Source organism: Microvirga lenta (genome assembly GCF_020532555.1).
GTDB classification, from domain to species: domain Bacteria; phylum Pseudomonadota; class Alphaproteobacteria; order Rhizobiales; family Beijerinckiaceae; genus Microvirga; species Microvirga lenta.
The window spans coordinates 262,107-282,650 of the sequence record NZ_JAJBBR010000001.1; the positions used below are offsets into that span (position 1 = coordinate 262,107).

The following is a 20,544-nucleotide window of genomic DNA, read 5'->3' on the forward strand; positions in this document are numbered from 1 at the left end:
GCACACTAGCCGCGGGGGCGGATGCTATTGAGTGGAGATAACCTCATGACGGCCAGCATCGCTCAAGCGCCCACCGCTCTGGACGACGCGATCATTCGAAATGCGGAGACGACGCTTGAGACCGTCGGACGTGCCCGGGATGCCATTCATACGGTCATCTTCGGGCAGGAGGACGTGGTCGACCTGACGCTGATCACCCTTCTGGCGGGCGGACACGGCCTGCTCGTGGGCGTGCCCGGCCTCGCCAAGACGAAGCTCGTGGAAACCCTCGGCACCGTCCTCGGCCTCGATGCGCGGCGCGTCCAGTTCACGCCGGACCTGATGCCCTCCGACATTCTCGGATCCGAAATCCTCGACGAGGGCGCCGACCGGCGCCGCTCGTTCCGGTTCGTGAAGGGACCCGTCTTCACCCAGCTCCTCATGGCGGACGAGATCAACCGCGCAAGCCCGCGCACCCAGTCCGCCCTGCTTCAGGCCATGCAGGAATACCATGTCTCCGTCGGCGGCGAGCGGCATGACCTGCCGCGCCCCTTCCACGTGCTGGCGACCCAGAACCCCATCGAGCAGGAAGGCACCTATCCCCTGCCCGAAGCTCAGCTCGACCGTTTCCTCCTGCAGATCGACGTCGGCTACCCGGACCGCGGCGCCGAGCGGCGCATCCTGATCGAGACGACCAGCGCCGAGGAGCACAGGCCCGTCGCCGTCATGGACGCAGAGGCCCTCATGAACGCGCAGCGCCTCGTGCGCCGCCTGCCCGTGGGCGAGAGCGTCGTCGAGGCCATTCTCGATCTGGTTCGCTCCGCCCGTCCCGAAGGTGAGACCGTGGAGGGCGTGACCGACAAGCTTCTGTGGGGTCCGGGGCCGCGCGCCAGCCAGTCGCTGATGCTGGCGGTCCGCGCCAGGGCGCTGATCCAGGGGCGCGTGGCGCCGTCCGTTGCCGACGTGGTGGCCCTCGCCGAGTCGGTGCTCAAGCACCGCATGGCCCTCACCTTCTCCGCCCGCGCGGACGGCGAGACCATCAAGAGCGTCATCGGCCGCCTCACGGCGCGGCTGGCAGGCTGAGGATTCCCATCATGGCCCGTGTCCGGGTCCTTTCCGAAGACGCGCGCCTTCCCGGCCGCACCGAGACGGAAAACGCCCTCACCCTGGCGCAGCGGATGCCGCGCCTCGTCCTGGAGGCGCGGCGCGTCGCCGCCAGCCTGTCGCACGGCGTCCACGGCCGCCGCCGCGCGGGCGTGGGAGAGAGCTTCTGGCAGTTCCGGCCCTTCGTGGCCGGGGAGGCCGCGCACCGGATCGACTGGCGCCGCTCCGGACGCGACGACCGGCTCTACGTGCGCGAGCGGGAATGGGAAACAGCCCAGACCATCTGGTTCTGGATCGACCGCTCGGCCTCCATGGGCTTCTCGTCGGACCTCGCCCAGGCGTCCAAGATCGAGCGCGGCATCGTGCTCGGCCTCGCCCTGGCGAACTGCTTCGTCGAGGCCGGCGAACGGGCGGGGATGCTCGGCCTGATGGCGCCTCGCGCCTCGCGCCGCATCACGGAAGTGATGGCGCAGACCATGGTCGCGGACCGCACCGCGCTTGAAGATGATCTGCCGCCGCAGGCACCGATCGCGCCGCTTCACGAGGCCGTCCTGATCAGCGACTTCCTTTCGCCTCCGCGCGAGATCGCGACCGTGGTCGAAGGCATTTCCAGCCGGGGCGCACGCGGGCATCTGGTGATGGTCGTCGATCCCGTGGAGGAGACCTTCCCGTTCCAGGGCCAGGCCATCCTGCACGATCTGGAGGACGGCGTGTCCCTGCGGATCGGCGACGCCGTTTCCTGGGGCCGCGCCTATCGGGAGCGCATCGCCCGCCACCGGGCGGAACTCGAGGAGATGGCCCGCCGCCGGGGCTGGACCGTGACCATCCATCGGACCGACCGCCCAGCGAGCGAAGCCGCCCTGCGCATTCTGACCCTCGTATCCGCATCCCGCGGCGCCACCATGGGAGGGCGCTAGTTCATGCTGGGACTACCCCTCACCTTCACGGTCCCCCTCGTCCTGACGGCGCTGGCGGCCCTGCCGGCCATCTGGCTGCTGCTGCGCATCACCCCGCCGCAGCCCAAGCGGGTCGATTTCCCGCCGCTGAAGATCCTCGCCGACCTGCGCCCCGAGCGCGAGACGCCCGCGCGGACGCCCTGGTGGCTCCTGCTGCTGCGTCTCGCCCTCGCGGCCTTTCTCATCATCGCCGCCGCGGGACCGATCTGGAACCCGATGGCGGCCGACAGCAGCCGCGCGCCGCTCCTGCTCGTCCTCGACAACGGCTTTGCCGCCGCGCACGACTGGCGGGAGCGGATGAACCTCGCCTCCGAGCGGATCGAGGCGGCCGGGCGCGAGGGCCGGACCGTGGCTCTCGTCGCGGCGGCGGGCGAACCCGTCGCCATCGAGCCGACGAGCCCGGCGGCCGCCCTGGAGCGTCTGCGCTCCTTCCAGCCGCTGCCCCACCTGCCGAACCGCCAGCCCCATCTCGAACCGATCCGGCGCTATCTGGAAGCGTCCCCGGACGCGGAAATCGTTTGGATCAGCGACGGGGTCGCGGGCGTTGACGGACAAGGCTTCATCGAAGGCTTGGCTCAGATGGCGGAAGACCGGCGGATCACGGTGGTGAAGGCTGAGCGGGCTTCCGCCCTCGCCCTCGCGGGAGTCGAGAACACCGGCGGCCAGCTCACGACCCGCATCATCCGGGCCGAGCCGAACGGGCGCGATGCCGGCATCGTGCGGGCCCTGGACCTGAAGAACCTGCCCCTCGCCGATGCCCGCTTCAGCTTCGAAGGCAACGCGACCGAAACGACCGCCGCTTTCGACGTGCCGACGGAGATCCGCAACGCCATCGCGCGGATCGAGGTGCTCGGAGAGGGCTCCGCCGGAGCGGTCAGCCTCGTCGACGAGCGCGGCAAGCGCCGCCGGGTCGGCCTCGTCTTCGGCGGGACCTCCGACCAGGCGCAGCCGCTCCTGTCGCCCCTCTACTACATCGAGCGGGCGCTCTCGCCGTACAGCGAGATCCGGCACGGCCGCGGCGCCGTGGCCGATGCGGTGTCCCAGCTCATCGACGAACAGGTCTCGGTTCTCGTCCTGGCCGATGTGGGCGGCCTCGACCGCGAGACCTTGGGCAGGGTGACCGAATTCGTGGAGAACGGCGGATTGCTTCTCCGCTTCGCGGGCTCCCGCCTTGCGGCGGGCAACGACGATCTCGTTCCCGTGCGCCTGCGCCGGGGCGGCCGCAACCTCGGCGGCACGCTCTCCTGGGACACGCCGAAGACTTTCGCCCCCTTCACGCGCGAAAGCCCGTTCTTCGGCCTGGCCGTGCCGGACGAGATCGGCGTCCGCCGCCAGATCCTCGCCGAGCCCGATGGCGATCTCGCCAGCAGGACCTGGGCCTCTCTGGCCGACGGCACGCCCATCGTGACCGCGGACAGGAAAGGGGACGGTCTCGTGGTCCTCTTCCACGTGACCGGCGACACCACCTGGTCCAACCTGCCTCTGTCGGGCCTGTTCGTGGACATGCTGCGCCGGATCACCGCCCTGGCCGGTGCGCCGAACGATGTCGGGGCGGAAGCCCGCAACGCGGAGAACCAGACCGTGGCGCCACGCCTCACCCTGGACGGCTACGGCACCTTCACGTCGCCGCCGGCGAATGCCCGCGCGGTGGTGACGCGGGACTATGCCGAAAGAGCCACGGCGGAGCATCCGCCGGGCTTCTACGGCCCCGTGGATTCGAGCCTCGCGGTCAATGCCCTGGTGGCCGGCGACCGGCTGGCGCCGCTGAACTACGCCCCTCTCAATGCGCGCATGGCAGGGCTGGTCGGCGCTCAGACCATCGACCTGCGCGCCCCGCTCTTCACCCTCGCCCTGGTCCTGCTGCTCATCGACACCCTCGCCTCGCTCTGGCTCGGCGGGCATCTTGCGAACCTCACCGGCCGGATGCGCCGCGCCGGCGCGGGAGCCGCGCTCGTTCTGGCGGCGCTTCTGATCACCGGCCCGGCCGCCAATGTGGAGGCGCAGGAGCAGAGGCCGCCCGTGCGCGCCAACACGGATGCGGCCCTCGTGACGAGGCTCGCCTATGTGATTACCGGCGATGCCCAGGTGGACGAGACGAGCCGGGCCGGCCTGGCCGGTCTGACCCAGGTCCTCGCCCAGCGCACGGCCCTGCAGCCGGGCGAACCGATCGGCATCGATCCGGCACGGGACGAGATCGCCTTCTATCCCCTGATCTACTGGCCGATCGTCGCCAGCAGGCCCATTCCCTCGGAGGCCGCCATCCGCCGCATCGATGCCTTCATGAAGGGCGGCGGCACGGTGATCTTCGACACGCGCGACGCCTTTACCGCCCCCTCCAGCGGCGCCACGAGCCCCGAAGGGCAGCATCTGCGCCGGATGCTGGCCACCCTCGACATACCGGAACTGGAGCCCGTGCCGGCCGATCACGTGCTGACGAAGACGTTCTACATCCTGGACAACTTCATGGGCCGCTACGCCACGGGCCAGACATGGGTCGAGGCGCTGCCGCCCGAGACGGAGGACGAGAGCACCCGCCCGGCACGATCCGGCGACGGGGTCTCGCCGATCATCATCACATCCAACGACCTAGCCGCGGCCTGGGCCGTCGGTCCGCGCGGCGAGGCGCTCTATCCCGTCGTCGGAAGCGACCCGCGCCAGCGGGAAATGGCGTATCGCGGCGGCGTCAACATCGTCATGTACGCGCTTACCGGCAATTACAAAGCCGACCAGGTCCACGTTCCGGCGCTGCTCGAACGCCTTGGACAGTAGGTCGAGGAGAAATCATTGCTCTCGATCAGCTTTTCTCCCCTCATTCCCACCTATGCCCTCTGGGCCGTGGGCGCGGTCGCCGCATTGCTGGCGCTCGTCGCCGTGCTGTCGCGGGGTCCCGTCGCGATCCTGAGGGCCATCGCTCTCGGCATGATCCTTCTCGCCCTCGCCAACCCTGCCCTCGTGCAGGAGGAGCGGGAGAAGGTGAAGGACATCGTCGCGGTGGTCATCGACCGCTCCACCTCCCAGACCCTCGGCGACCGACGCGAGATGACGGATCAGGTTCGGGCGGAACTGGAGCGCCGCTTCGGCTCGGTCGCCGACGTGGAGCCGCGCTATATCGAGGCCGATGACGGCGGCGGCGACGATGGCACCCGCCTCTTCGCGGCTCTCTCCAACGGCCTGGCCGACGTGCCGCCGGACCGTCTGGCGGGGGTGATCTTCGTCACCGACGGCGTCGTCCACGACATCCCTCCCTCTATCGACGCGCTCGGCTTCAAGGCTCCGCTTCATGCCCTCATCACGGGGCGGCCCGACGAGCGCGACCGGCAGATCAAGCTTCTCGAAGCTCCCCGCTTCGGCATCGTCGGCAAGGAGCAGACGATCCGCGCCCAGGTGATGGAGCGAGGCGGCACCGGCTCCGCCTTCGTGACCGTGCGGCGCGACGGGCAGGTCCTGACGCGCCAGCAGGTGCGGGCCGATACGCCCTTTTCCATCCAGGCGCTCATCGAGCATGGCGGCACGAATGTGGTCGAGCTCGAGGTCGAGGGCCTCCCCGGCGAGCTGACCCAGGCCAACAACCGTGCCGTGGTGCCCATCGAGGGCATTCGCGAGAAGCTCCGGGTGCTCCTGGTCTCGGGCGAACCCCATGCCGGCGAGCGGACCTGGCGCAACCTTCTCAAGTCCGACGCCAACGTGGATCTGGTCCACTTCACGATCCTGCGCCCCCCGGAGAAGCAGGACGGAACGCCGATCAACGAGCTGTCCCTCATCGCCTTCCCGACGCGGGAGCTGTTCCAGCAGAAGATCCAGGATTTCGACCTGATCATCTTCGATCGCTACGCCAACCAGAGCGTCCTGCCGTCGAGCTATTTCGAGAACATCGTGCGCTACGTGCGCGAGGGCGGCGCGGTTCTCGTCGCGGCGGGCCCGGAATTCGCCAGCTACGGCAGCCTCGCCCAGACGCGCCTTGCTCCGATCATTCCCGGCACCCCGGACGGACGCATCGTCGAGGAGCCGTACAAGGCCAGCATCACGACGACCGGCCAGCGGCACCCCGTGACCCGGGACCTGCCCGGCTCGGAGACGAGCCCGCCCGCCTGGGGAGAATGGCTGCGCATCGTCGGCTCTCAGGTCCAGTCCGGCTCGACCGTGATGTCGGGCGCCGACGACCTTCCACTCCTGGTTCTGCGCCGGGAGGAGAAGGGCCGGGTCGCCCTGCTCCTGTCCGACCATGCCTGGCTCTGGGCGCGCGGCTACAACGACGGCGGTCCTCACCTCGACCTGCTGCGCCGCCTCTCCCACTGGCTGATGAAGGAGCCCGCCCTCGAAGAGGAGGCCCTGCGTGCGAGCGTCACCGGCCGCGAGATCCATATCGAGCGGCAGACCATGAGCGAGCGCGCGGATCCCGTGACCCTGACCGCGCCGAGCGGTGCGGAGACCAGCATCGATCTCACGGAATCGCGGCCGGGCCTCTTTACGGCACAGGTGGAAGGCCGCGAGCTCGGACTTCACACCGTCCGCTCCGGCGATCTCATCGCCTTCGTCAGCGTCGGGCCCGCCAATCCGCGCGAGCTGACCGACGTGTTCAGCAACGTGGAGGCGCTGCAGCCCATCACGGACGCCACGGGCGGGTCGGTCCGGCGCGTGGCCATGGCAGGCGATCAGGGTATCACCGTGCCCCGCATCCTCGCGGTGCGCTCGGGCTCGCGCTTCTCCGGCGGAGACTGGATCGGGATCAGACCGAGCGAAAGCGCCATCGTTCGAGGCGTGTCGGTCTTCCCCGTGGCGCTCGGCTTCCTCGGACTCGTGCTCCTCATCGGAGCGACCCTGGCGGCGTGGCTCACCGAGGGCCGCCGCCGGGCCTGAGATCAGGAGGTCGCGGGCAGCGGAGCCACCAGTCCGGCGGCGCGGGACAGAGCCCCCTCCTCCAGTTCCAGGGCAAGGAACCGGTCGGGATTGACCGGGCCGGGAAGCTGGAGGTGACGAGGCGGGACGCGCTTGAACCCGAAGCGGGCATAGTAGGGCTCGTCCCCGACCAGAAGCACCAGGGTGTGCCCCCTCTCCTTCGCCGCCTGAAGAGAGCGCTTCATGAGCGCGGCGCCGATTCCCCTGCTTTCGAAGGCCGGCTCCACCGTCAGGGGCCCGAGCATCAGGGCCCGCTCCTGTCCGGCGAGGACCGGCGTCATGCGGACGGAGCCGACGAGGAGGGTTCCGACCAGGGCCGTGAAGGAGAGGTCGAGCAGGTGCGGCGCCCCTTCGCGCAGGCGCGAGGCCGTGCGGGCGAAACGCCCGGGCCCGAAGGCGCGCTCGTGCAGGCGCTCGATGGCCTCGGCGTCGATCGGTTGCTCGGAGCGGATGATCAGGGAGAGTTCGGTCATGGACGGACCCGGAAGATGGCGGTGAGGACAGTGGCGGCGTGACGGAAGTCAGCCCTGTCGTCGTCGCTGGATCCGGATCGGTGTCATGAGGATGGGTTGTCCCTGGAGGTTCTTGGCCATAGCAGCGTCGGCGACGCTGCGCAAACGGTTCTCACCATGTCTCCGCCAGAGGCTCGCCCGAGACGATCTCGGCCAGGCGGCGGCGCGTCGCGGCCGTCGTGCCTTCGGGCAGCGCGTCGAGCGGAAAGAATCCCGCCTCCGCAATCTCCCGGTCCGGCTGCTTGGGCTCGACCACCGTAAAGTCCCGGATCACGTAGACCAGGACGTGGTCGCGCCGGGACACGCGGGCATTGAAGAACACGCCGAAGAGCTGCGGGGGCGCAGCAATGTCGATGCGGGCTTCCTCATGCAGCTCGCGCTTCAACGCCTGGAGCGGCGTCTCGCCCGTCTCGACGCCGCCGCCGGGCAGGTGCCATCCCGCGACATAGGTATGCCGAATGAGAAACACCCTGCCTTGCGAGTCGAGCACGGCACCGCGCACGCCGAGGGTCAGGCCGCGCGAGACGCGCCAGTAACTGTGCAATCCCCATTGGAGAACACGCTGGAACCGGCTCGGTTTGTGGGATTCGGACATTGGACCAGCGAATCACAACAAGATTACAGAAATCTGAACGGAGCCCCGCAATATTTGCATGGCTGTCGCGCCGAATTGGCGCGTGACCCGCGCGATGCGCAGGACTAAGACTGCGCCAACAAAAGGTGTTCCAATGTTTCTCTCCCTCGTCCTCTCTCTTCTCAATCGCTCCTCCCGCTTCACGTGGTCTCCGGCTCTGAGCCTGGAGGATCGCTCGATCTATTCGACCCTGATCCCCGGCGCCCAGTACTGACGCCCCCTTCCAGGGACTTGGCTGTAGGACGATCATCTGTTTAGAATAATTCTAAACAGGAGGTCTCCATGAAGGCCCTTTCCGAGCTGACGGAGCGCGAGGTCGTCGCCCTCGCAATTGCCAGCGAAGAGGAGGACTCGCGAATCTATCAGAGTTTCGCAGATCGTCTTCGCTCCGACTTCCCTGCCTCCGCCAGCGTCTTCGACGCCATGGCGGAGGAGGAGCGGGACCACCGCAACTCTCTCTACGGCTTCTATCGCTCCCGCTTCGGCGAGCACCTGCCCCCGATCCGACGGGAGGATGTGCGCGGCTTCCTGAAGCGCCGCACCGTGTGGTGGAGCCCTCATCTCGACCTCGCAAAGATGCGCCGGGAGGCGGAGCTCATGGAGCTCCAGGCCGCCCGATTCTACGAGACGGCTGCCGGGCAGACCCTCGATGTGGGCGTGCGCGAACTCTTCACCCGCCTGGCCGAGGTCGAGCGCGGCCACGAGCGCAAGGCGAGCCAGCTTCATGAGGCCCACCTCACCGAGAATGCAGAGGCGGCGGAAGAGGCCGCCCGCAAACGGCTCTTCGTGCTGCAATACGTGCAGCCGGGGCTGGCGGGCCTGATCGACGGGTCCGTTTCGACTCTCGCGCCGCTCTTCGCCGCAGCCTTCGCCACGCAGAACAACAAGGAGACCTTCCTGGTCGGCCTCGCCGCATCCGTCGGAGCGGGAATCAGCATGGGCCTGACCGAAGCGCTCTCCGACGACGGCCAGATCACCGGACGAGGTTCGCCGTGGCTGCGGGGGCTCGTCTGCGGCTTCATGACCGCGGCCGGCGGCATCGGCCACACCCTGCCCTATCTCGTGCCCGATTCCTGGCCGAATGCGTTCCTGCTGGCGACGAGCATCGCGGCCGTCGTCGTGGCGGCGGAACTCGTCGCAATCTCGTGGATCCGCACGAAATACATGGACACGCCTTTCCTGAGCGCCACATATCAGGTGATCGTCGGAGGCGTCCTGGTTCTCCTGGCCGGTATCTTCATCGGCAGCGCTTGACGCAGCGATGCGGCTCGACGAAGTCTCAACCCAGCCTCTACATTCGAGCCATCATGTTTCGCATCGCCCATCTGACCGACCCGCATGTGGGACCGCTGCCGAGGCCGAAGCTCCGCCATCTGATGAGCAAGCGCCTTACCGGCTGGTACAACTGGCACCGCAGCCGCCAGGACATGCACGACATGGAGCTTCTGGCGGAGCTCGTCGCCGACATTCACGATCAGAAACCCGATCACATCACCTGCACCGGCGACACCTGCAATATCGGCCTGCCGAGCGAATGGGCGACGTCGCGCGTGTTCCTCGAAGGCCTCGGCGATCCATCCCGGGTCAGCTTCGTTCCCGGCAATCACGATGCCTATGTGATGGGCTCGCTCGAAGGCCTGTTGAAGGAGGTGTCGCCCTGGACCCGCGGAGACGACGGATCGGAGGGTGCGTTTCCCTTCCTGCGCCGCTACGGCCCTATCGCGATGATCGGGCTCTCCTCCGCCATTCCAACCCTGCCCTTCGTGGCGAGCGGCCGCGTCGGGTCGAAGCAGCGCGCAGTCGCGGAGGAGATCCTGAGCGAGTTGGGCAAGGATCCATCCTGCTTCCGCATCGTCCTCATTCACCACCCGCCCCACGTGGGCGGTGCCCAGCCGGGCCGCAACCTGACCGATGCCCACAAGTTCGAGGACATCATCCGCCGCGTCGGCGCGGAGCTGGTTCTCCATGGACACAACCATGTGGGCTCCCTGGCGCATCTCGATGGCCCGCGCGGTCCCGTGCCGGTCGTCGGGGCTCCCTCCGCCTCGGCGCGGGGCGGCACCCTGACCCACACGGCGGGCTACCATCTCTTCACCGTCGAGCAGGATGAAACGGGCTTTCTCCTCAAGGCGGAATTGCGCGGCCTGAAGCCCGACGGCAGTGTCGGCGGCATGGGCATGCTCTCCCTCGGCCGCATCCGTCAACCTCACGAGGGCCCATGAACGCTCCCCTGACCTCGAGCAGCCAGCGGGTCCAGGCCGCCGCCGAAAGGCTGGGCCTCTCGATCTCGATTCTGGAAATGCCGCAATCGACACGCACCGCCGAGGAGGCCGCGGCAGCCTGCGGCTGCGATGTGGCGCAGATCGTAAAGTCCCTGGTGTTTCAGGGCGCCGGGAGCGGACAGCCCTATCTGCTTCTCGTGTCGGGCAAGAACCGTGTCGACGAAGAGGGAGTGGCCGGGCACATCGGCGAGGCGCTGCTCCGCCCGGATGCGGCGCAGGTGCGTTCGTGGACGGGCTATGCCATCGGCGGCATCCCGCCTTTCGGACATGCCATGCCCCTGCGCACGTTGGTCGATCGCGACCTGCTCGGGCACGACATCGTCTGGGCGGCGGCAGGCACACCGCGCGCGGTGTTCTCGACAGACCCCAAAGCTCTCATGCAGGCGACCGGCGCCGAAATCATCGCAGTTGCCTGAGCACTCCCGCCCAACAACGTAAAGACTTGAGCTTCCTTTCTTCTGTATACGCGCACAATCTTCATCAATAGGCCAAGCTTAACGGTCAAGCTTGTACTATGATAAGATTATTTCCTATTTTGGAACCGCCCAGATGCTTCGTCGTTGACGGGGTGCAGCAGCCACCTATGCCTTTCGCGAGCCCGTTCGGCTTGCCGCGGTGATCTGCAACCCGGAAACAGGAGCTCTTCCCATGAAGAAATATCTTGCCCTCGCGGCAGTGTTTGCGACCGTTTCGGCACCGGCCGTCGCGCAGACGATCGACAGCCAGACCTTCCGCATGATGGCCATGCAGTCCGACGCGTTCGAGATCGCGTCGAGCCGCCTCGCCATTGAGCGTTCCCGCAACTCCCTCGTCCGCAGCTATGCACAGCAGATGATCCGGGATCACGGCATGACGAGCGAAGCGCTCAACGGCGGCCGTGCGGTCTATGCTGCGTCTGGTGAGATGATCGGCGGCGCTGTCTCCGGCACCCTGGCCGGCGCGGGCATCGGTGCGCTTGTCGGCGGCCCGGTGGGTGCTGCTGTCGGCGCCGGCATCGGTGCGACGGCTGGCTCGGTTGCAGGCGGTGCAGGCGCAGGTAGCGCCAGCCCGGCTGGCGGCGCGCTTGCCGGCGCAGGCGTGGGTGCGCTCGTCGGCGGCCCGGTCGGCGCTGCGGTGGGTGCGGGCGTCGGCGCGACGGCCGGAGCGGCCTCTGCGAGCGACGTTCAGGCAACAGGCGCGATCTCGTCTGCGCCGATGCAGCTCCCCGTTCAGCTCGACGCCCAGAAGGCCGCCATGCTGAACCAGCTGGCCTCCACCAGCGGCTCGCAGTTCGACCGCCTCTACGGCCAGTATCAGCGCATGGCGCACGAGCAGGCGCTGGCGCTCTACACCACCTATGCGCAGACCGGAAACGATCCGGCGCTCCGCCAGTTCGCCGTGCAGGTCATCCCGCATCTCCAGCATCACTACGCCGAAGCCCGCAGCCTGCCCGGCGCGGCAGTCCGCCGTCGCTAAGCGGCAGCACGACAGGTCTTCAGCAGCGGCGGGCCCTCGGGCCCGCCGTTTCGCATCTCAGGACGCGTGAAGAAAAGCCTCGACCCGCTCGCGCCTGGGCATCGGCGCGACGGCCCCATGCCCCAGGGTCGACAGAGCGGCCGCCGCATTGGCATAGGCCGCCGCCCGGAACGGGTCGCGATGGGCGAGCCACTCCGCCAGGAATGCTCCGTCGAAGGTATCCCCCGCGCCTGTGGCGTCGACCGCCTCGACCGGACGGGCGGCAATGACCTCCACACGCTCCGACGTGGCGACCATGGTGCCGGACTTGCCCATCGTCAGCGCGACGATTCCGCAACCCAGGTCGAGATAGAAGGCGCAGATCTCCTCCGGCCGCTCCAGGCCCGTCAGCTGTCGCGCATCATCGAGCCCCGGCAGGGCGATGTCCGAAAGGGCGGCCGTCCCGTTGATGATGGCGCGCGCCCGGTCCAAGGGCCACAGCCGCAGCCGCAGATTTGTGTCGTAACTGACGACCGTGCCGTTCTCCCGCGCGTGACGGATGGCGGCGAAGACCGCATCCGCACAGCTCTCCGAGATCGCCTGGCTGATGCCCGATGCATGCAGCACGCGCGCGGCGGCGATTTGCGACAGAGGAAGTTCCCGCGCCCGCACGAGGCTCGCGGCGGATCCGGCACGGGCGTAGGAGAAGACGTGCCCCTCCTCGCCATAGGTGATGAAGTAGACCCCGGTCCGCCCGTCCTCGCGAAGGATGACGGAGGAATGATCCACTCCCTCCTCGCTCCAGAGCCTGAGGAAATCCTGGCCGAAAGGATCGCTCCCCAGCGCCGTGAAGATGGCGGTCTTCGCGCCCTGGCGCGCGGCCGCGACGGCCGTGTTGGAGACGTCGCCCCCGAAGCCCGGCAGATACAGGCGCTCGCCATTCCGCTGAACCTCGGCGAACTCCATCAACGGTTCGCCGATGGCCAAAAGATCGATCGTTTTCATGGATGTCCTGTCAGAGCCGGAAGAGTTGCGGGATGGTCCGCGTCAATGGCGACGACCTTGCCGGGATTGAGGATGTTCCGCGGATCGAGCGTCCGCTTGAGGGTGCGCATGAGGTCGAGGGCGACAGGATCCTTGTAGAGAGGAAGCTCGTCGCGCTTGATGAGGCCGATGCCGTGCTCGGCCGAGATGGACCCGTTCATGCGGTGGACGATGTCGTGGACGATGCGGTTGAACCGTCCCCACTCGGCCAGGAAGGCACCCTTGTCCATGCCGACGGGCTGGGACAGGTTGAAGTGGATGTTGCCGTCCCCGAAATGGCCGAATGCGCAGACGCGGATCCCCGACATTTGCGCTTCGCAGGCTGCTGAAGCCGTCTCGATGAACCCGGCCACCTTCGAGACCGGCACGGAGACATCGTGCTTGATCGAGCCGCCCTCGAGGCGCTGGACCTCGGACAGGTCCTCGCGCAGGGACCAGAGGGCCGCGCTCTGCGCGCCGCTCGTGCTGATCGTCGCGTCTTCGATGAGCCCGTCTTCGAGAGCCTTTCCGAGGATCGTTTCCAGCTGCCCTTGAAGATCGGCATCGGCCTGCGGCGACGACAATTCGATCAGGGCATAGGACGGGTGGCGATCGGCCAGCGGACGGACCGAGGCGGGCTTGTGCTTGAGCACGATCTCCAGGCCGAAATCCGTCATGTATTCGAACGTCGTCAGGTGATCGCCCGCCTCGGTGCGCAGGTGCTCGAAGAGGGCCAGCGCGCGATGCGGCGACGAGCAGCCGATGAAGGCGGTGCTGCGAGCCTGCGGTTTGGGGAAAAGCTTGAGGACGGCGGCCGTGATGATCCCCAGAGTGCCTTCGGAGCCGATGAAAAGATTCCGGAGATCGTAGCCCGTATTGTCCTTGCGCAGTCCCTTCAGGCCGTTCCAGATCCGTCCGTCGGCGAGCACGACCTCGAGCCCCAGCGTCAGTTCGCGCATGTTGCCGTAGCGCAGAACCGCGGTTCCCCCCGCGTTGGTCGCGAGATTGCCGCCGATGCGGCACGAGCCCTCGGATGGAAGAGACAGGGGGAAATGATACCCGACCCGCTCGGCTGCCTCGTGGACGGACCTGAGGATGCAGCCCGCCTCGACGGTGATGGTCGCGTTGAGCGGGTCGACCTCTCGAATGGTGTCGAGGCGCGCCAGGGCCAGGACGATGCCGCCATAGGGAACGCCGCCTCCGACCAGCCCCGTATTGCCGCCCTGCGGCACGATCGGGATGCCGGCTTCGGCGCATCGGCGGACCACGAACGCGACCTCCTCGGGGCTGCGCGGGCGGACCACCGCGAGAGCCTCGCCCTGATAAAGCCCCCGGCTCTCGACGAGGTGGCCGCCGATATCCCCAGCATCCGTCAGAACAGATCCGGCCCCGAGCCGCGCCGCCAGCGCCTCTAGGAGAGCCACCCCCGCCTTTGTCTGGATCGCCATTCCCGCTCCCTGAAAACGTCCCTACTCATTGCGTCTTGCGGCGCGGTTCGCAAGGGCTGTCGGGCCGGTCTCCGCAATCCCGGTGGATGTATCTGACGTTACGGCACTTTTAGAGGGCGGGAACCGGACACCCCGGCGCCGCCCGCCCCCTGCAACCGGCGCTTGCCTTTTTTTCGAGTTTGACCGTTACTGCGTTCCGACGCGATCCCGGATCGCGGGAAGCAAGGCCCGCCTCCAGCACGGGCTTCCAAATATAAGGGAACAACAATGACGTTCTTCAAAACCCTCAGTCTGGCCCTGGTCGGCTCTGCTCTTGCGCTTGGCGGAGCGGCGGCGCAGGAGAGGACTGTCAAGATTGCCACCGAGGGCGCCTACGCTCCGTGGAACTTCACCGGCCCCGGCGGCAAGCTCGAAGGGTTCGAGATCGATCTGGCCAACGACCTGTGCGCGCGCATGAAGGTGAAGTGCGAGATCATGGCCCAGGACTGGGACGGCATCATCCCGGCGCTGCAGGCCAAGAAGTACGATGCCATCATGGCCGGCATGAGCATTACGCCGAAGCGCAAGGAAGTCATCGACTTCGCCGGCCCCTATGCCAATTCCCCGAACGGCTATCTCGTGGCGAAGAACTCGCCGCTCGCCAAGATGCCCGGCACGGGCGAGGCCTATAACCTCGGCACCCAGCAGGCTGCGGCCGAGAAGGCCATCCAGGCCAGCGCGCAGACCCTGAAGGGCAAGACCGTCGGCGTCCAGGGATCGACCATCCACTCGAACTTCGCCGATAAGTACCTGAAGGGCATGGCCGACGTCCGTGAGTACAAGACGACCGAGCAGCACGACCTCGATCTGGCTGCGGGCCGCATCGACGCCGTCCTCGCCGACGCCACGGCCATCATCGGCACGCTGGAGAAGCCCGAGTTCAAGGACTATGTTCTCGTCGGCCCCTCCATCACCGGCGGCATGCTGGGCGAGGGCGTGGGCGTCGGCCTGCGCAAGGACGATACCGAGCTGAAGAAATCCTTCAACGAGGCCATCCAGGCCGCCATCAAGGACGGCACGGTGAAGAAGCTGTCGGAGAAGTGGTTCAAGATCGACACCACCCCGAAGAGCTGAGATCTCGATCCAGGATTGGAAAGGCGCGGCTCCGGCCGCGCCTTTTTTGTCCGAAATCCGCCCCCACTGCGACGGAAAACGCCATTTCGGCCGCTTTATTCGGCACGATTGGGACTTGCGCTGGCTTAGCTTTTGACTGTTAGCTTTTCGAAGTGGCGGGGCCTGCCCTAGCGGTCTCGTCGAAAAAGGCTCAGTTGAAGCCACCAACAGGGAACGACGATGAAACTGTTCAAAGCATTCGGCCTTGGACTTCTGGCCTCTGCTCTTGCGCTTGGCGGAGCGGCGGCACAGGAGAGGACTGTCAAGATTGCCACCGAGGGCGCCTACGCTCCGTGGAACTTCACCGGCCCCGGCGGCAAGCTCGAAGGGTTCGAGATCGATCTGGCCAACGACCTGTGCGCGCGCATGAAGGTGAAGTGCGAGATCATGGCCCAGGACTGGGACGGCATCATTCCGGCGCTGCAGGCCAAGAAGTACGACGCCATCATGGCTGGCATGAACATCACCGACAAGCGTCTGGAAGTGATCAACTTCTCGCTTCCCTATGCGTCCACCCCGCACGGCTGGGGCGTGATGAAGGATTCCCCCCTCGCCAAGCTGCCGGGCACCGGCACGACCGTGAGCATCGACAAGGACCCCGAGGCCGCCAAGAAGGCCATCGAGGCCTGGAAGCCGCTCCTGAAGGGCAAGACCGTCGGCGTTCAGGGATCGACCGTGAACTCGCAGTTCCTGGAGAAGTACCTGAAGGACGTCGTCGAGATCCGCGAGTACAAGACCACCGAGCAGCACGACCTCGACCTGACCGCCGGTCGCGTCGACGCCATCTTCGCCGGTCATGGCGCCCTGAAGGCCACGCAGGAAAAGCCTGAGTTCAAGGACATGGTCATCACCGGAACGGGCATGCGCGGCGACGTGCTGGGCCGCGGCGTCGCGGTGGGCATGCGCAAGGACGATGCCGAGTTGAAGAAGTCCTTCGACGAGGCGATCCAGGCCGCCATCAAGGACGGTACGGTGAAGAAGCTGTCCGAGAAGTGGTTCAAGATCGACGCCACTCCCCAGGCCTGACGGGAGCGTGCGGAAATCGACGTCCCGGATCGCACTATACGGATCCGGGACGTTTCGGCATTACGGGTGCCGGATGTGACGAATGCTGTCTCGCCCTTAGCTTTCCGGCGAAGGGGAGACGAAATCAGGAAAGTTGAAGCGTGCAGCAGCTGAGCTACTTCGAGCTCGTCGGCTTTGGCCCCAACGGCTGGGGATGGGCTCTTCTCACCGCAACGGGCATGACCCTCGCCGTGGCCGTATGCGGCTTTCTCATCGGCTCGGTCGTCGGAACGTTCGTGGCGTGGGCGAAGGTCGGAGGAAACCTCGCGATCCGCGGCATCGCCGACGGATACACGACCGTCCTGCGCGGCATCCCGGACCTCCTCGTCATCTATCTTTTCTATTTCGGCGGCAGCGCGGCGCTCGGCGCCATCGGCAGCCTGTTCGGCGCGGAGGGCTTCATCGGCGTTCCGGCCTTCGTCACCGGCGCCCTCGCCATCGGCATCATCTCGGGCGCCTACCAGGCCGAAGTCTTCCGCGGCGCCTATCAGGTCGTCAGCAAGGGCGAGATCGAAGCGGCGCGGTCCGTGGGCATGCACCGCTGGCTCATGTTCCGCCGCATCATCGCCCCCCAGGTCCTGCGCTACGCCATTCCCGGCCTCGGCAATACCTGGCAGCTGGTGCTGAAGGAATCGGCTCTCATCTCCGTCACCGGTCTCGTCGAGCTGCTGCGCCAGTCGCACATCGCGGCCGGCTCCACGCGCCGCCCGTTCGACTTCTATCTCACGGCGGCGGTGCTCTATCTCCTGATCACCTGGGTTTCCACGTATCTCTTCCAGCGTGCGGAAAACCATTCGATGCGCGGCATCCGGAGGGCTTCCTGATGGATTTCGCCTTCATGAAGGAAACTTTCCTAAGTCTCCTGAGTGGCGTGCCGCTGACGCTGAACCTGGCCTTCACTTCCGTGGCGTTCGGCACGGTCTTCGCCATGATCCTCGCGCTCATGCGCTTGTCGGGCGTGAGCGTGCTCGCCGCGGTGGCGCAGGCCTATGTGTTCGTGTTCCGCGGAACGCCGCTGCTCGTGCAGATCTTCCTGATCTACTACGGCCTCGGGCAGTTCCGCCCAGCCCTTCAGGAATGGGGGCTCTGGATCTTCTTCCGCGAGCCCTATTGGTGCGCGGTGCTGGCGCTGACCCTCAACACCGCGGCCTATGCGAGCGAAATCATTCGCGGCGGCCTGCAATCCGTGCCGCACCAGCAGGTGGAGGCAGCCCGCGCCTGCGGCATGTCGGGCTTCCTGCTCTTCCGCCGCATCGTCTTTCCCATCGCGGTCCGTCAGGCGCTCCCCGCCTATGGCAGCGAGATCATCCTCATGGTGAAGGCGACGTCGTTGGCTTCGATCATCACGATGATGGAAGTGACCGGCATCGCGGCCAAACTGATCTCGCAGACCTTCCGTGCCGTCGAAATCTTCGTCGTCGCCGGACTGATCTACCTGATCATCAACTTCATCATCACGCGCATCGTCATGGCCATCGAGTGGTGGCTCTCGCCTCACCTGCGCCGACCGCCGGCAGTGGAGCCGCGTCTGGAGGCCGCCCATGTCTAACGGAGTCTCGTCCTTGTCGTCCGAAACCACCGCCGTCTCCATCAGCAATCTCCGCAAGAGCTTCGGATCGCTGGAGGTTCTCAAGGGCGTGTCGCTCAGCGCGAAGGAAGGCGACGTCATCTCGATCCTGGGCGCATCCGGCTCGGGCAAGTCGACCATGCTCCGCTGCATCAACATGCTGGAGGTGCCGGATTCCGGCGACGTCCAGATCGGCGGCGAGACGATCAAGCTGAGGAAGAGCCGACGCGGGATGGAGCCTGCCGATCAGCGGCAGGTGGACCGAATCCGCTCAAAGGTCGCGATGGTTTTCCAGAGCTTCAATCTCTGGTCCCACATGACGATCCTGGAGAACGTCATCGAAGCCCCGGTGCACGTTCAGAAGCGTCCGAAGGCGGAGTGCATCGCCGAAGCGGAAGAGCTGCTGGCGAAGGTCGGCATCGTCGACAAGCGCAACCAGTACCCCTCGCACCTCTCCGGCGGCCAGCAGCAGCGCGCGGCCATCGCCAGGGCGCTCGCCATGCGGCCCCAGGTGATGCTGTTCGACGAACCCACCTCCGCCTTGGATCCGGAACTGGTCGGCGAAGTGCTGCGTGTCATGCGCTCGCTTGCGGAGGAAGGGCGCACCATGCTCGTGGTGACGCACGAGATGGGTTTCGCCCGCGAGGTGTCCAACCGGGTCGTGTTCCTGCACAAGGGCGTCGTGGAAGAGGAAGGCCGTCCGGCGGAGGTGTTCGAAGCGCCGAAGTCGGAGCGCTTCAAGCAGTTCATCTCGAGCCATCGCTAGGGATCAGCGTCTCTCGATCCGGCGCATGGGCGCCTGTGGCGGGAGGACCTCCCCGTCCCGCCGGTCGGCATGGTGGTGCCGGCGCTGGAGGTTCCAGTTCTCCGAGCGGATCTCGGCTCGGGACCGCCCCAGGAAAAGCCCCAGGATGGCAGGAACGGCCAGGATCAGCAGTGACACGGTCGCCCAGACGATCGTGATCGCGGCGAGGCCGAGGCCCTTGAGCATCGTCAGCGCCCAGGACAGCCACTCGACCGTCTCGGGATGAGTGCTCACCACATCGGCGTTACGCACGGCAACGCCGCCGAAGAAGTCGAAAAGGCCATAGGCTCCCCAAGCGAAGAGCGACCACACCGCCACGCCGATCCACGCTACGATCCAGAGCAGGCGTCTCATCGTCAGCGCTCCTCGACCCGCACGGCGGTGCCGTCGATCTCGCGTGGACCGCGCTTCGGCATGCCGAGATGCTCGTGAATGATGCGCAGGTTGCGCTCATTGGCTTTGAAGTAGACGTCGAACAGATCGCCGGCGATGGGAATTGCGCCGACAGCGGTATCCACCGCCACGTTGCCGATCATGCGCGCGATCTTCCACCGGGGCAGGCCGAGCTGGCGAGCCTCCCAGATGATGTAGCTCGCGAGCAGGGTCGAAATGGCGTCGCCCACGCCTGGAACGAGACCGATCACGGAATCGATGCCCACGCGTCGGTTCAGTCCAGGAACGAAGAAAGCGCTGTCCAGCAGTTTGGCGAGCAGCGTAATGCGTGCAATCGCATCCTCCCGGCGAGGGCCGGCAGTCTTGATGGCATCGAAAAAGGCGCCCTGAGCAGCGTGCATCCATTCTCCTCCACGTCGCAACTCCTGCAACGCAACAGAGGGAATGTGTGTACTGCCCTGCGGAAGCGCAAGATTTGACATACTTAATAACATTTCATATGTTTTCGATAATATATCTTTGTTTCGCTTACGATACAAGGAAGCACAATTTCACAACTTGAAGTTTATTAATTTGATTTACCTCCACGGGATAGTTGCCAACACGGGATTGAACTTCGATTATTCGGCCTAAGTAACAGCCTCGAACGCCGAATAACGGCCAATAACAGGCAAAATGCCAAAAGGGCGGTCATCTGACGACCGTTAAACGTGGGGGCTCAATACGGGGAGGACCCGATGAGCACCAATCCTCGATTTCATCGAGCAGTGTCGCTTGTGTTCGTGACCGGCGCCTTGATGGCCGGTGCGATGTCTGCACCGGCTCTTGCGGAAGGGGGCGACGCTCCGACGAGCCAGTATGCGAACCTGCCGCCGCAGAACCGCCTCGACCCCGGCGTCACGGGAAGCCTGCCGAGTCCCGGCAACCCCGCCCTGCGAAACCTCTCCAGTTTTTATTCCTTCGTGGAGCGGGGAGCGATCCTCGTCCGGGCAAGCGCCCCGACCAAGTGCCTTCCTGGCGATCTTCGCGAGGTGGTTGCAGCGGTCGCCGCCAAGTTCGGCCCCGTCAGCGTGGAATCCACGCACCGCAGCAGAACCCGGAACCGAAAGGCTGGCGGCGCACGGCAATCCCTTCATCTCGCCTGCCGCGCCATCGATTTCCGCGTCCGCACCCGAGCCAGGGGCGTGATGGCGTATTTACGCTCGCGTCCGGAAGTGGGTGGCCTTAAGGTCTACCGAAACGGCATCATCCATATCGACAATGGACAGCGCCGGAGCTGGTAGGGACCTTGGAG

General features: G+C 66.4%; 20 protein-coding genes. 14 read left to right on the forward strand and 6 right to left on the reverse strand.

All coding sequences use genetic code 11. The annotated features are described in order from the left end of the window. The first annotated feature begins 45 nt into the window (after positions 1–45). From LGR44_RS01445 to LGR44_RS01460, 4 genes are read left to right on the forward strand one after another with little or no spacing between them, the layout of a single operon-like run. The gene (locus LGR44_RS01445; RefSeq protein WP_226736452.1) at positions 46–1,062 is read left to right on the forward strand and encodes an AAA family ATPase; all 1,017 of its coding nucleotides are present in this window, start codon (positions 46–48) and stop codon (positions 1,060–1,062) included. 11 nt (positions 1,063–1,073) lie between these two features. Next, positions 1,074–2,000, forward strand: a complete 927-nt coding sequence (locus tag LGR44_RS01450) for a DUF58 domain-containing protein (RefSeq protein ID WP_226736454.1) — start codon at positions 1,074–1,076, stop codon at positions 1,998–2,000. A gap of 3 nt (positions 2,001–2,003) precedes the next feature. Then, entirely contained in the window at positions 2,004–4,808 is a 2,805-nt protein-coding gene (locus LGR44_RS01455; RefSeq protein WP_226736456.1) for a DUF4159 domain-containing protein, read from the forward strand. 15 nt (positions 4,809–4,823) lie between these two features. Continuing rightward, a complete protein-coding gene (locus LGR44_RS01460) occupies positions 4,824–6,896 on the forward strand; it encodes a hypothetical protein (protein ID WP_226736458.1) in 2,073 nt (690 codons plus the stop codon). Positions 6,897–6,898: 2 nt separating this feature from the next. Here LGR44_RS01460 and LGR44_RS01465 read toward each other — a convergent pair whose 3' ends face one another. Both LGR44_RS01465 and LGR44_RS01470 read right to left on the reverse strand, forming a co-directional pair. Next, positions 6,899–7,408: a GNAT family N-acetyltransferase gene (locus tag LGR44_RS01465; protein WP_226736460.1), complete on the reverse strand. Its 510-nt coding sequence runs from the start codon at positions 7,406–7,408 to the stop codon at positions 6,899–6,901. A gap of 151 nt (positions 7,409–7,559) precedes the next feature. Continuing rightward, a complete protein-coding gene (locus LGR44_RS01470) occupies positions 7,560–8,042 on the reverse strand; it encodes an NUDIX domain-containing protein (protein ID WP_226736462.1) in 483 nt (160 codons plus the stop codon). 321 nt (positions 8,043–8,363) lie between these two features. On the opposite strand from LGR44_RS01470, the gene mbfA reads away from it, so the two are divergent. The 4 genes from mbfA to LGR44_RS01490 all read left to right on the forward strand — a co-directional run bounded on the left by mbfA (position 8,364) and on the right by LGR44_RS01490 (position 11,818). Next, a complete protein-coding gene (gene mbfA / locus LGR44_RS01475; RefSeq protein ID WP_226736464.1) occupies positions 8,364–9,335 on the forward strand; it encodes an iron exporter MbfA in 972 nt (323 codons plus the stop codon). A 53-nt stretch (positions 9,336–9,388) separates the two neighbouring features. Next, positions 9,389–10,303 carry a metallophosphoesterase family protein gene (locus LGR44_RS01480; RefSeq protein ID WP_226736466.1) on the forward strand — a complete coding sequence of 305 codons (915 nt, stop codon included), beginning with the start codon at positions 9,389–9,391 and terminating at the stop codon, positions 10,301–10,303. Further along, entirely contained in the window at positions 10,300–10,779 is a 480-nt protein-coding gene (locus LGR44_RS01485; protein ID WP_226736468.1) for a YbaK/EbsC family protein, read from the forward strand. The genes LGR44_RS01480 and LGR44_RS01485 overlap by 4 nt, the downstream gene beginning before the upstream one ends. 232 nt (positions 10,780–11,011) lie before the next feature. After that, positions 11,012–11,818: a DUF4142 domain-containing protein gene (locus tag LGR44_RS01490; protein ID WP_226736470.1), complete on the forward strand. Its 807-nt coding sequence runs from the start codon at positions 11,012–11,014 to the stop codon at positions 11,816–11,818. Between the two features lie 57 nt (positions 11,819–11,875). On the opposite strand, the gene LGR44_RS01495 is transcribed toward LGR44_RS01490, so the two are convergent. Together LGR44_RS01495 and LGR44_RS01500 are read right to left on the reverse strand one after the other, a co-directional pair. Further along, the gene (locus LGR44_RS01495) at positions 11,876–12,802 is read right to left on the reverse strand and encodes a sugar kinase (protein ID WP_226736472.1); all 927 of its coding nucleotides are present in this window, start codon (positions 12,800–12,802) and stop codon (positions 11,876–11,878) included. Next, positions 12,799–14,268 carry an FAD-binding oxidoreductase gene (locus LGR44_RS01500; RefSeq protein WP_226736474.1) on the reverse strand — a complete coding sequence of 490 codons (1,470 nt, stop codon included), beginning with the start codon at positions 14,266–14,268 and terminating at the stop codon, positions 12,799–12,801. The genes LGR44_RS01495 and LGR44_RS01500 overlap by 4 nt, the downstream gene beginning before the upstream one ends. A 267-nt stretch (positions 14,269–14,535) precedes the next feature. On the opposite strand from LGR44_RS01500, the gene LGR44_RS01505 reads away from it, so the two are divergent. The 5 genes from LGR44_RS01505 (at position 14,536) to LGR44_RS01525 (ending at position 18,818) form a co-directional block, all read left to right on the forward strand. Further along, on the forward strand, positions 14,536–15,381 hold the full coding sequence (locus LGR44_RS01505; RefSeq protein WP_226736475.1) for a transporter substrate-binding domain-containing protein: 846 nt from the start codon (positions 14,536–14,538) through the stop codon (positions 15,379–15,381). Between the two features lie 219 nt (positions 15,382–15,600). Continuing rightward, positions 15,601–16,446, forward strand: a complete 846-nt coding sequence (locus LGR44_RS01510) for a lysine/arginine/ornithine ABC transporter substrate-binding protein (protein WP_226736477.1) — start codon at positions 15,601–15,603, stop codon at positions 16,444–16,446. Between the two features lie 140 nt (positions 16,447–16,586). Next, positions 16,587–17,309 carry an ABC transporter permease gene (locus tag LGR44_RS01515; RefSeq protein WP_319004797.1) on the forward strand — a complete coding sequence of 241 codons (723 nt, stop codon included), beginning with the start codon at positions 16,587–16,589 and terminating at the stop codon, positions 17,307–17,309. Continuing rightward, positions 17,309–18,034 carry an ABC transporter permease gene (locus LGR44_RS01520; protein ID WP_226736479.1) on the forward strand — a complete coding sequence of 242 codons (726 nt, stop codon included), beginning with the start codon at positions 17,309–17,311 and terminating at the stop codon, positions 18,032–18,034. Before LGR44_RS01515 ends, LGR44_RS01520 begins: the two co-directional genes overlap by 1 nt. Beyond that, on the forward strand, positions 18,027–18,818 hold the full coding sequence (locus LGR44_RS01525; protein ID WP_226736481.1) for an ABC transporter ATP-binding protein: 792 nt from the start codon (positions 18,027–18,029) through the stop codon (positions 18,816–18,818). The genes LGR44_RS01520 and LGR44_RS01525 overlap by 8 nt, the downstream gene beginning before the upstream one ends. Positions 18,819–18,821: 3 nt before the next feature. On the opposite strand, the gene LGR44_RS01530 is transcribed toward LGR44_RS01525, so the two are convergent. Beyond that, positions 18,822–19,211 carry a hypothetical protein gene (locus tag LGR44_RS01530; RefSeq protein WP_226736483.1) on the reverse strand — a complete coding sequence of 130 codons (390 nt, stop codon included), beginning with the start codon at positions 19,209–19,211 and terminating at the stop codon, positions 18,822–18,824. A gap of 2 nt (positions 19,212–19,213) precedes the next feature. After that, on the reverse strand, positions 19,214–19,651 hold the full coding sequence (locus tag LGR44_RS01535) for a DUF4112 domain-containing protein (RefSeq protein ID WP_226736485.1): 438 nt from the start codon (positions 19,649–19,651) through the stop codon (positions 19,214–19,216). A 336-nt stretch (positions 19,652–19,987) separates the two neighbouring features. On the opposite strand from LGR44_RS01535, the gene LGR44_RS01540 reads away from it, so the two are divergent. After that, positions 19,988–20,533 carry a YcbK family protein gene (locus tag LGR44_RS01540; RefSeq protein ID WP_226736487.1) on the forward strand — a complete coding sequence of 182 codons (546 nt, stop codon included), beginning with the start codon at positions 19,988–19,990 and terminating at the stop codon, positions 20,531–20,533. Positions 20,534–20,544 lie beyond the last annotated feature (11 nt).

What these genes read in the sequence shown, in the direction of transcription:
- LGR44_RS01485 (WP_226736468.1), top strand. Translation starts at nt 10,300, where the DNA reads ATGAACGCTCCCCTGACCTCGAGCAGCCAGCGGGTCCAGGCCGCCGCC.
- LGR44_RS01540 (WP_226736487.1), top strand. Translation starts at nt 19,988, where the DNA reads ATGAGCACCAATCCTCGATTTCATCGAGCAGTGTCGCTTGTGTTCGTG.
- LGR44_RS01500 (WP_226736474.1), bottom strand. Translation starts at nt 14,268, where the DNA reads ATGGCGATCCAGACAAAGGCGGGGGTGGCTCTCCTAGAGGCGCTGGCG.
- LGR44_RS01535 (WP_226736485.1), bottom strand. Translation starts at nt 19,651, where the DNA reads ATGCACGCTGCTCAGGGCGCCTTTTTCGATGCCATCAAGACTGCCGGC.
- LGR44_RS01490 (WP_226736470.1), top strand. Translation starts at nt 11,012, where the DNA reads ATGAAGAAATATCTTGCCCTCGCGGCAGTGTTTGCGACCGTTTCGGCA.
- LGR44_RS01470 (WP_226736462.1), bottom strand. Translation starts at nt 8,042, where the DNA reads ATGTCCGAATCCCACAAACCGAGCCGGTTCCAGCGTGTTCTCCAATGG.
- LGR44_RS01495 (WP_226736472.1), bottom strand. Translation starts at nt 12,802, where the DNA reads ATGAAAACGATCGATCTTTTGGCCATCGGCGAACCGTTGATGGAGTTC.
- LGR44_RS01510 (WP_226736477.1), top strand. Translation starts at nt 15,601, where the DNA reads ATGAAACTGTTCAAAGCATTCGGCCTTGGACTTCTGGCCTCTGCTCTT.
- LGR44_RS01520 (WP_226736479.1), top strand. Translation starts at nt 17,309, where the DNA reads ATGGATTTCGCCTTCATGAAGGAAACTTTCCTAAGTCTCCTGAGTGGC.
- LGR44_RS01480 (WP_226736466.1), top strand. Translation starts at nt 9,389, where the DNA reads ATGTTTCGCATCGCCCATCTGACCGACCCGCATGTGGGACCGCTGCCG.
- LGR44_RS01465 (WP_226736460.1), bottom strand. Translation starts at nt 7,408, where the DNA reads ATGACCGAACTCTCCCTGATCATCCGCTCCGAGCAACCGATCGACGCC.
- LGR44_RS01525 (WP_226736481.1), top strand. Translation starts at nt 18,027, where the DNA reads ATGTCTAACGGAGTCTCGTCCTTGTCGTCCGAAACCACCGCCGTCTCC.
- LGR44_RS01455 (WP_226736456.1), top strand. Translation starts at nt 2,004, where the DNA reads ATGCTGGGACTACCCCTCACCTTCACGGTCCCCCTCGTCCTGACGGCG.
- LGR44_RS01505 (WP_226736475.1), top strand. Translation starts at nt 14,536, where the DNA reads ATGACGTTCTTCAAAACCCTCAGTCTGGCCCTGGTCGGCTCTGCTCTT.
- mbfA (WP_226736464.1), top strand. Translation starts at nt 8,364, where the DNA reads ATGAAGGCCCTTTCCGAGCTGACGGAGCGCGAGGTCGTCGCCCTCGCA.
- LGR44_RS01530 (WP_226736483.1), bottom strand. Translation starts at nt 19,211, where the DNA reads ATGAGACGCCTGCTCTGGATCGTAGCGTGGATCGGCGTGGCGGTGTGG.
- LGR44_RS01445 (WP_226736452.1), top strand. Translation starts at nt 46, where the DNA reads ATGACGGCCAGCATCGCTCAAGCGCCCACCGCTCTGGACGACGCGATC.
- LGR44_RS01450 (WP_226736454.1), top strand. Translation starts at nt 1,074, where the DNA reads ATGGCCCGTGTCCGGGTCCTTTCCGAAGACGCGCGCCTTCCCGGCCGC.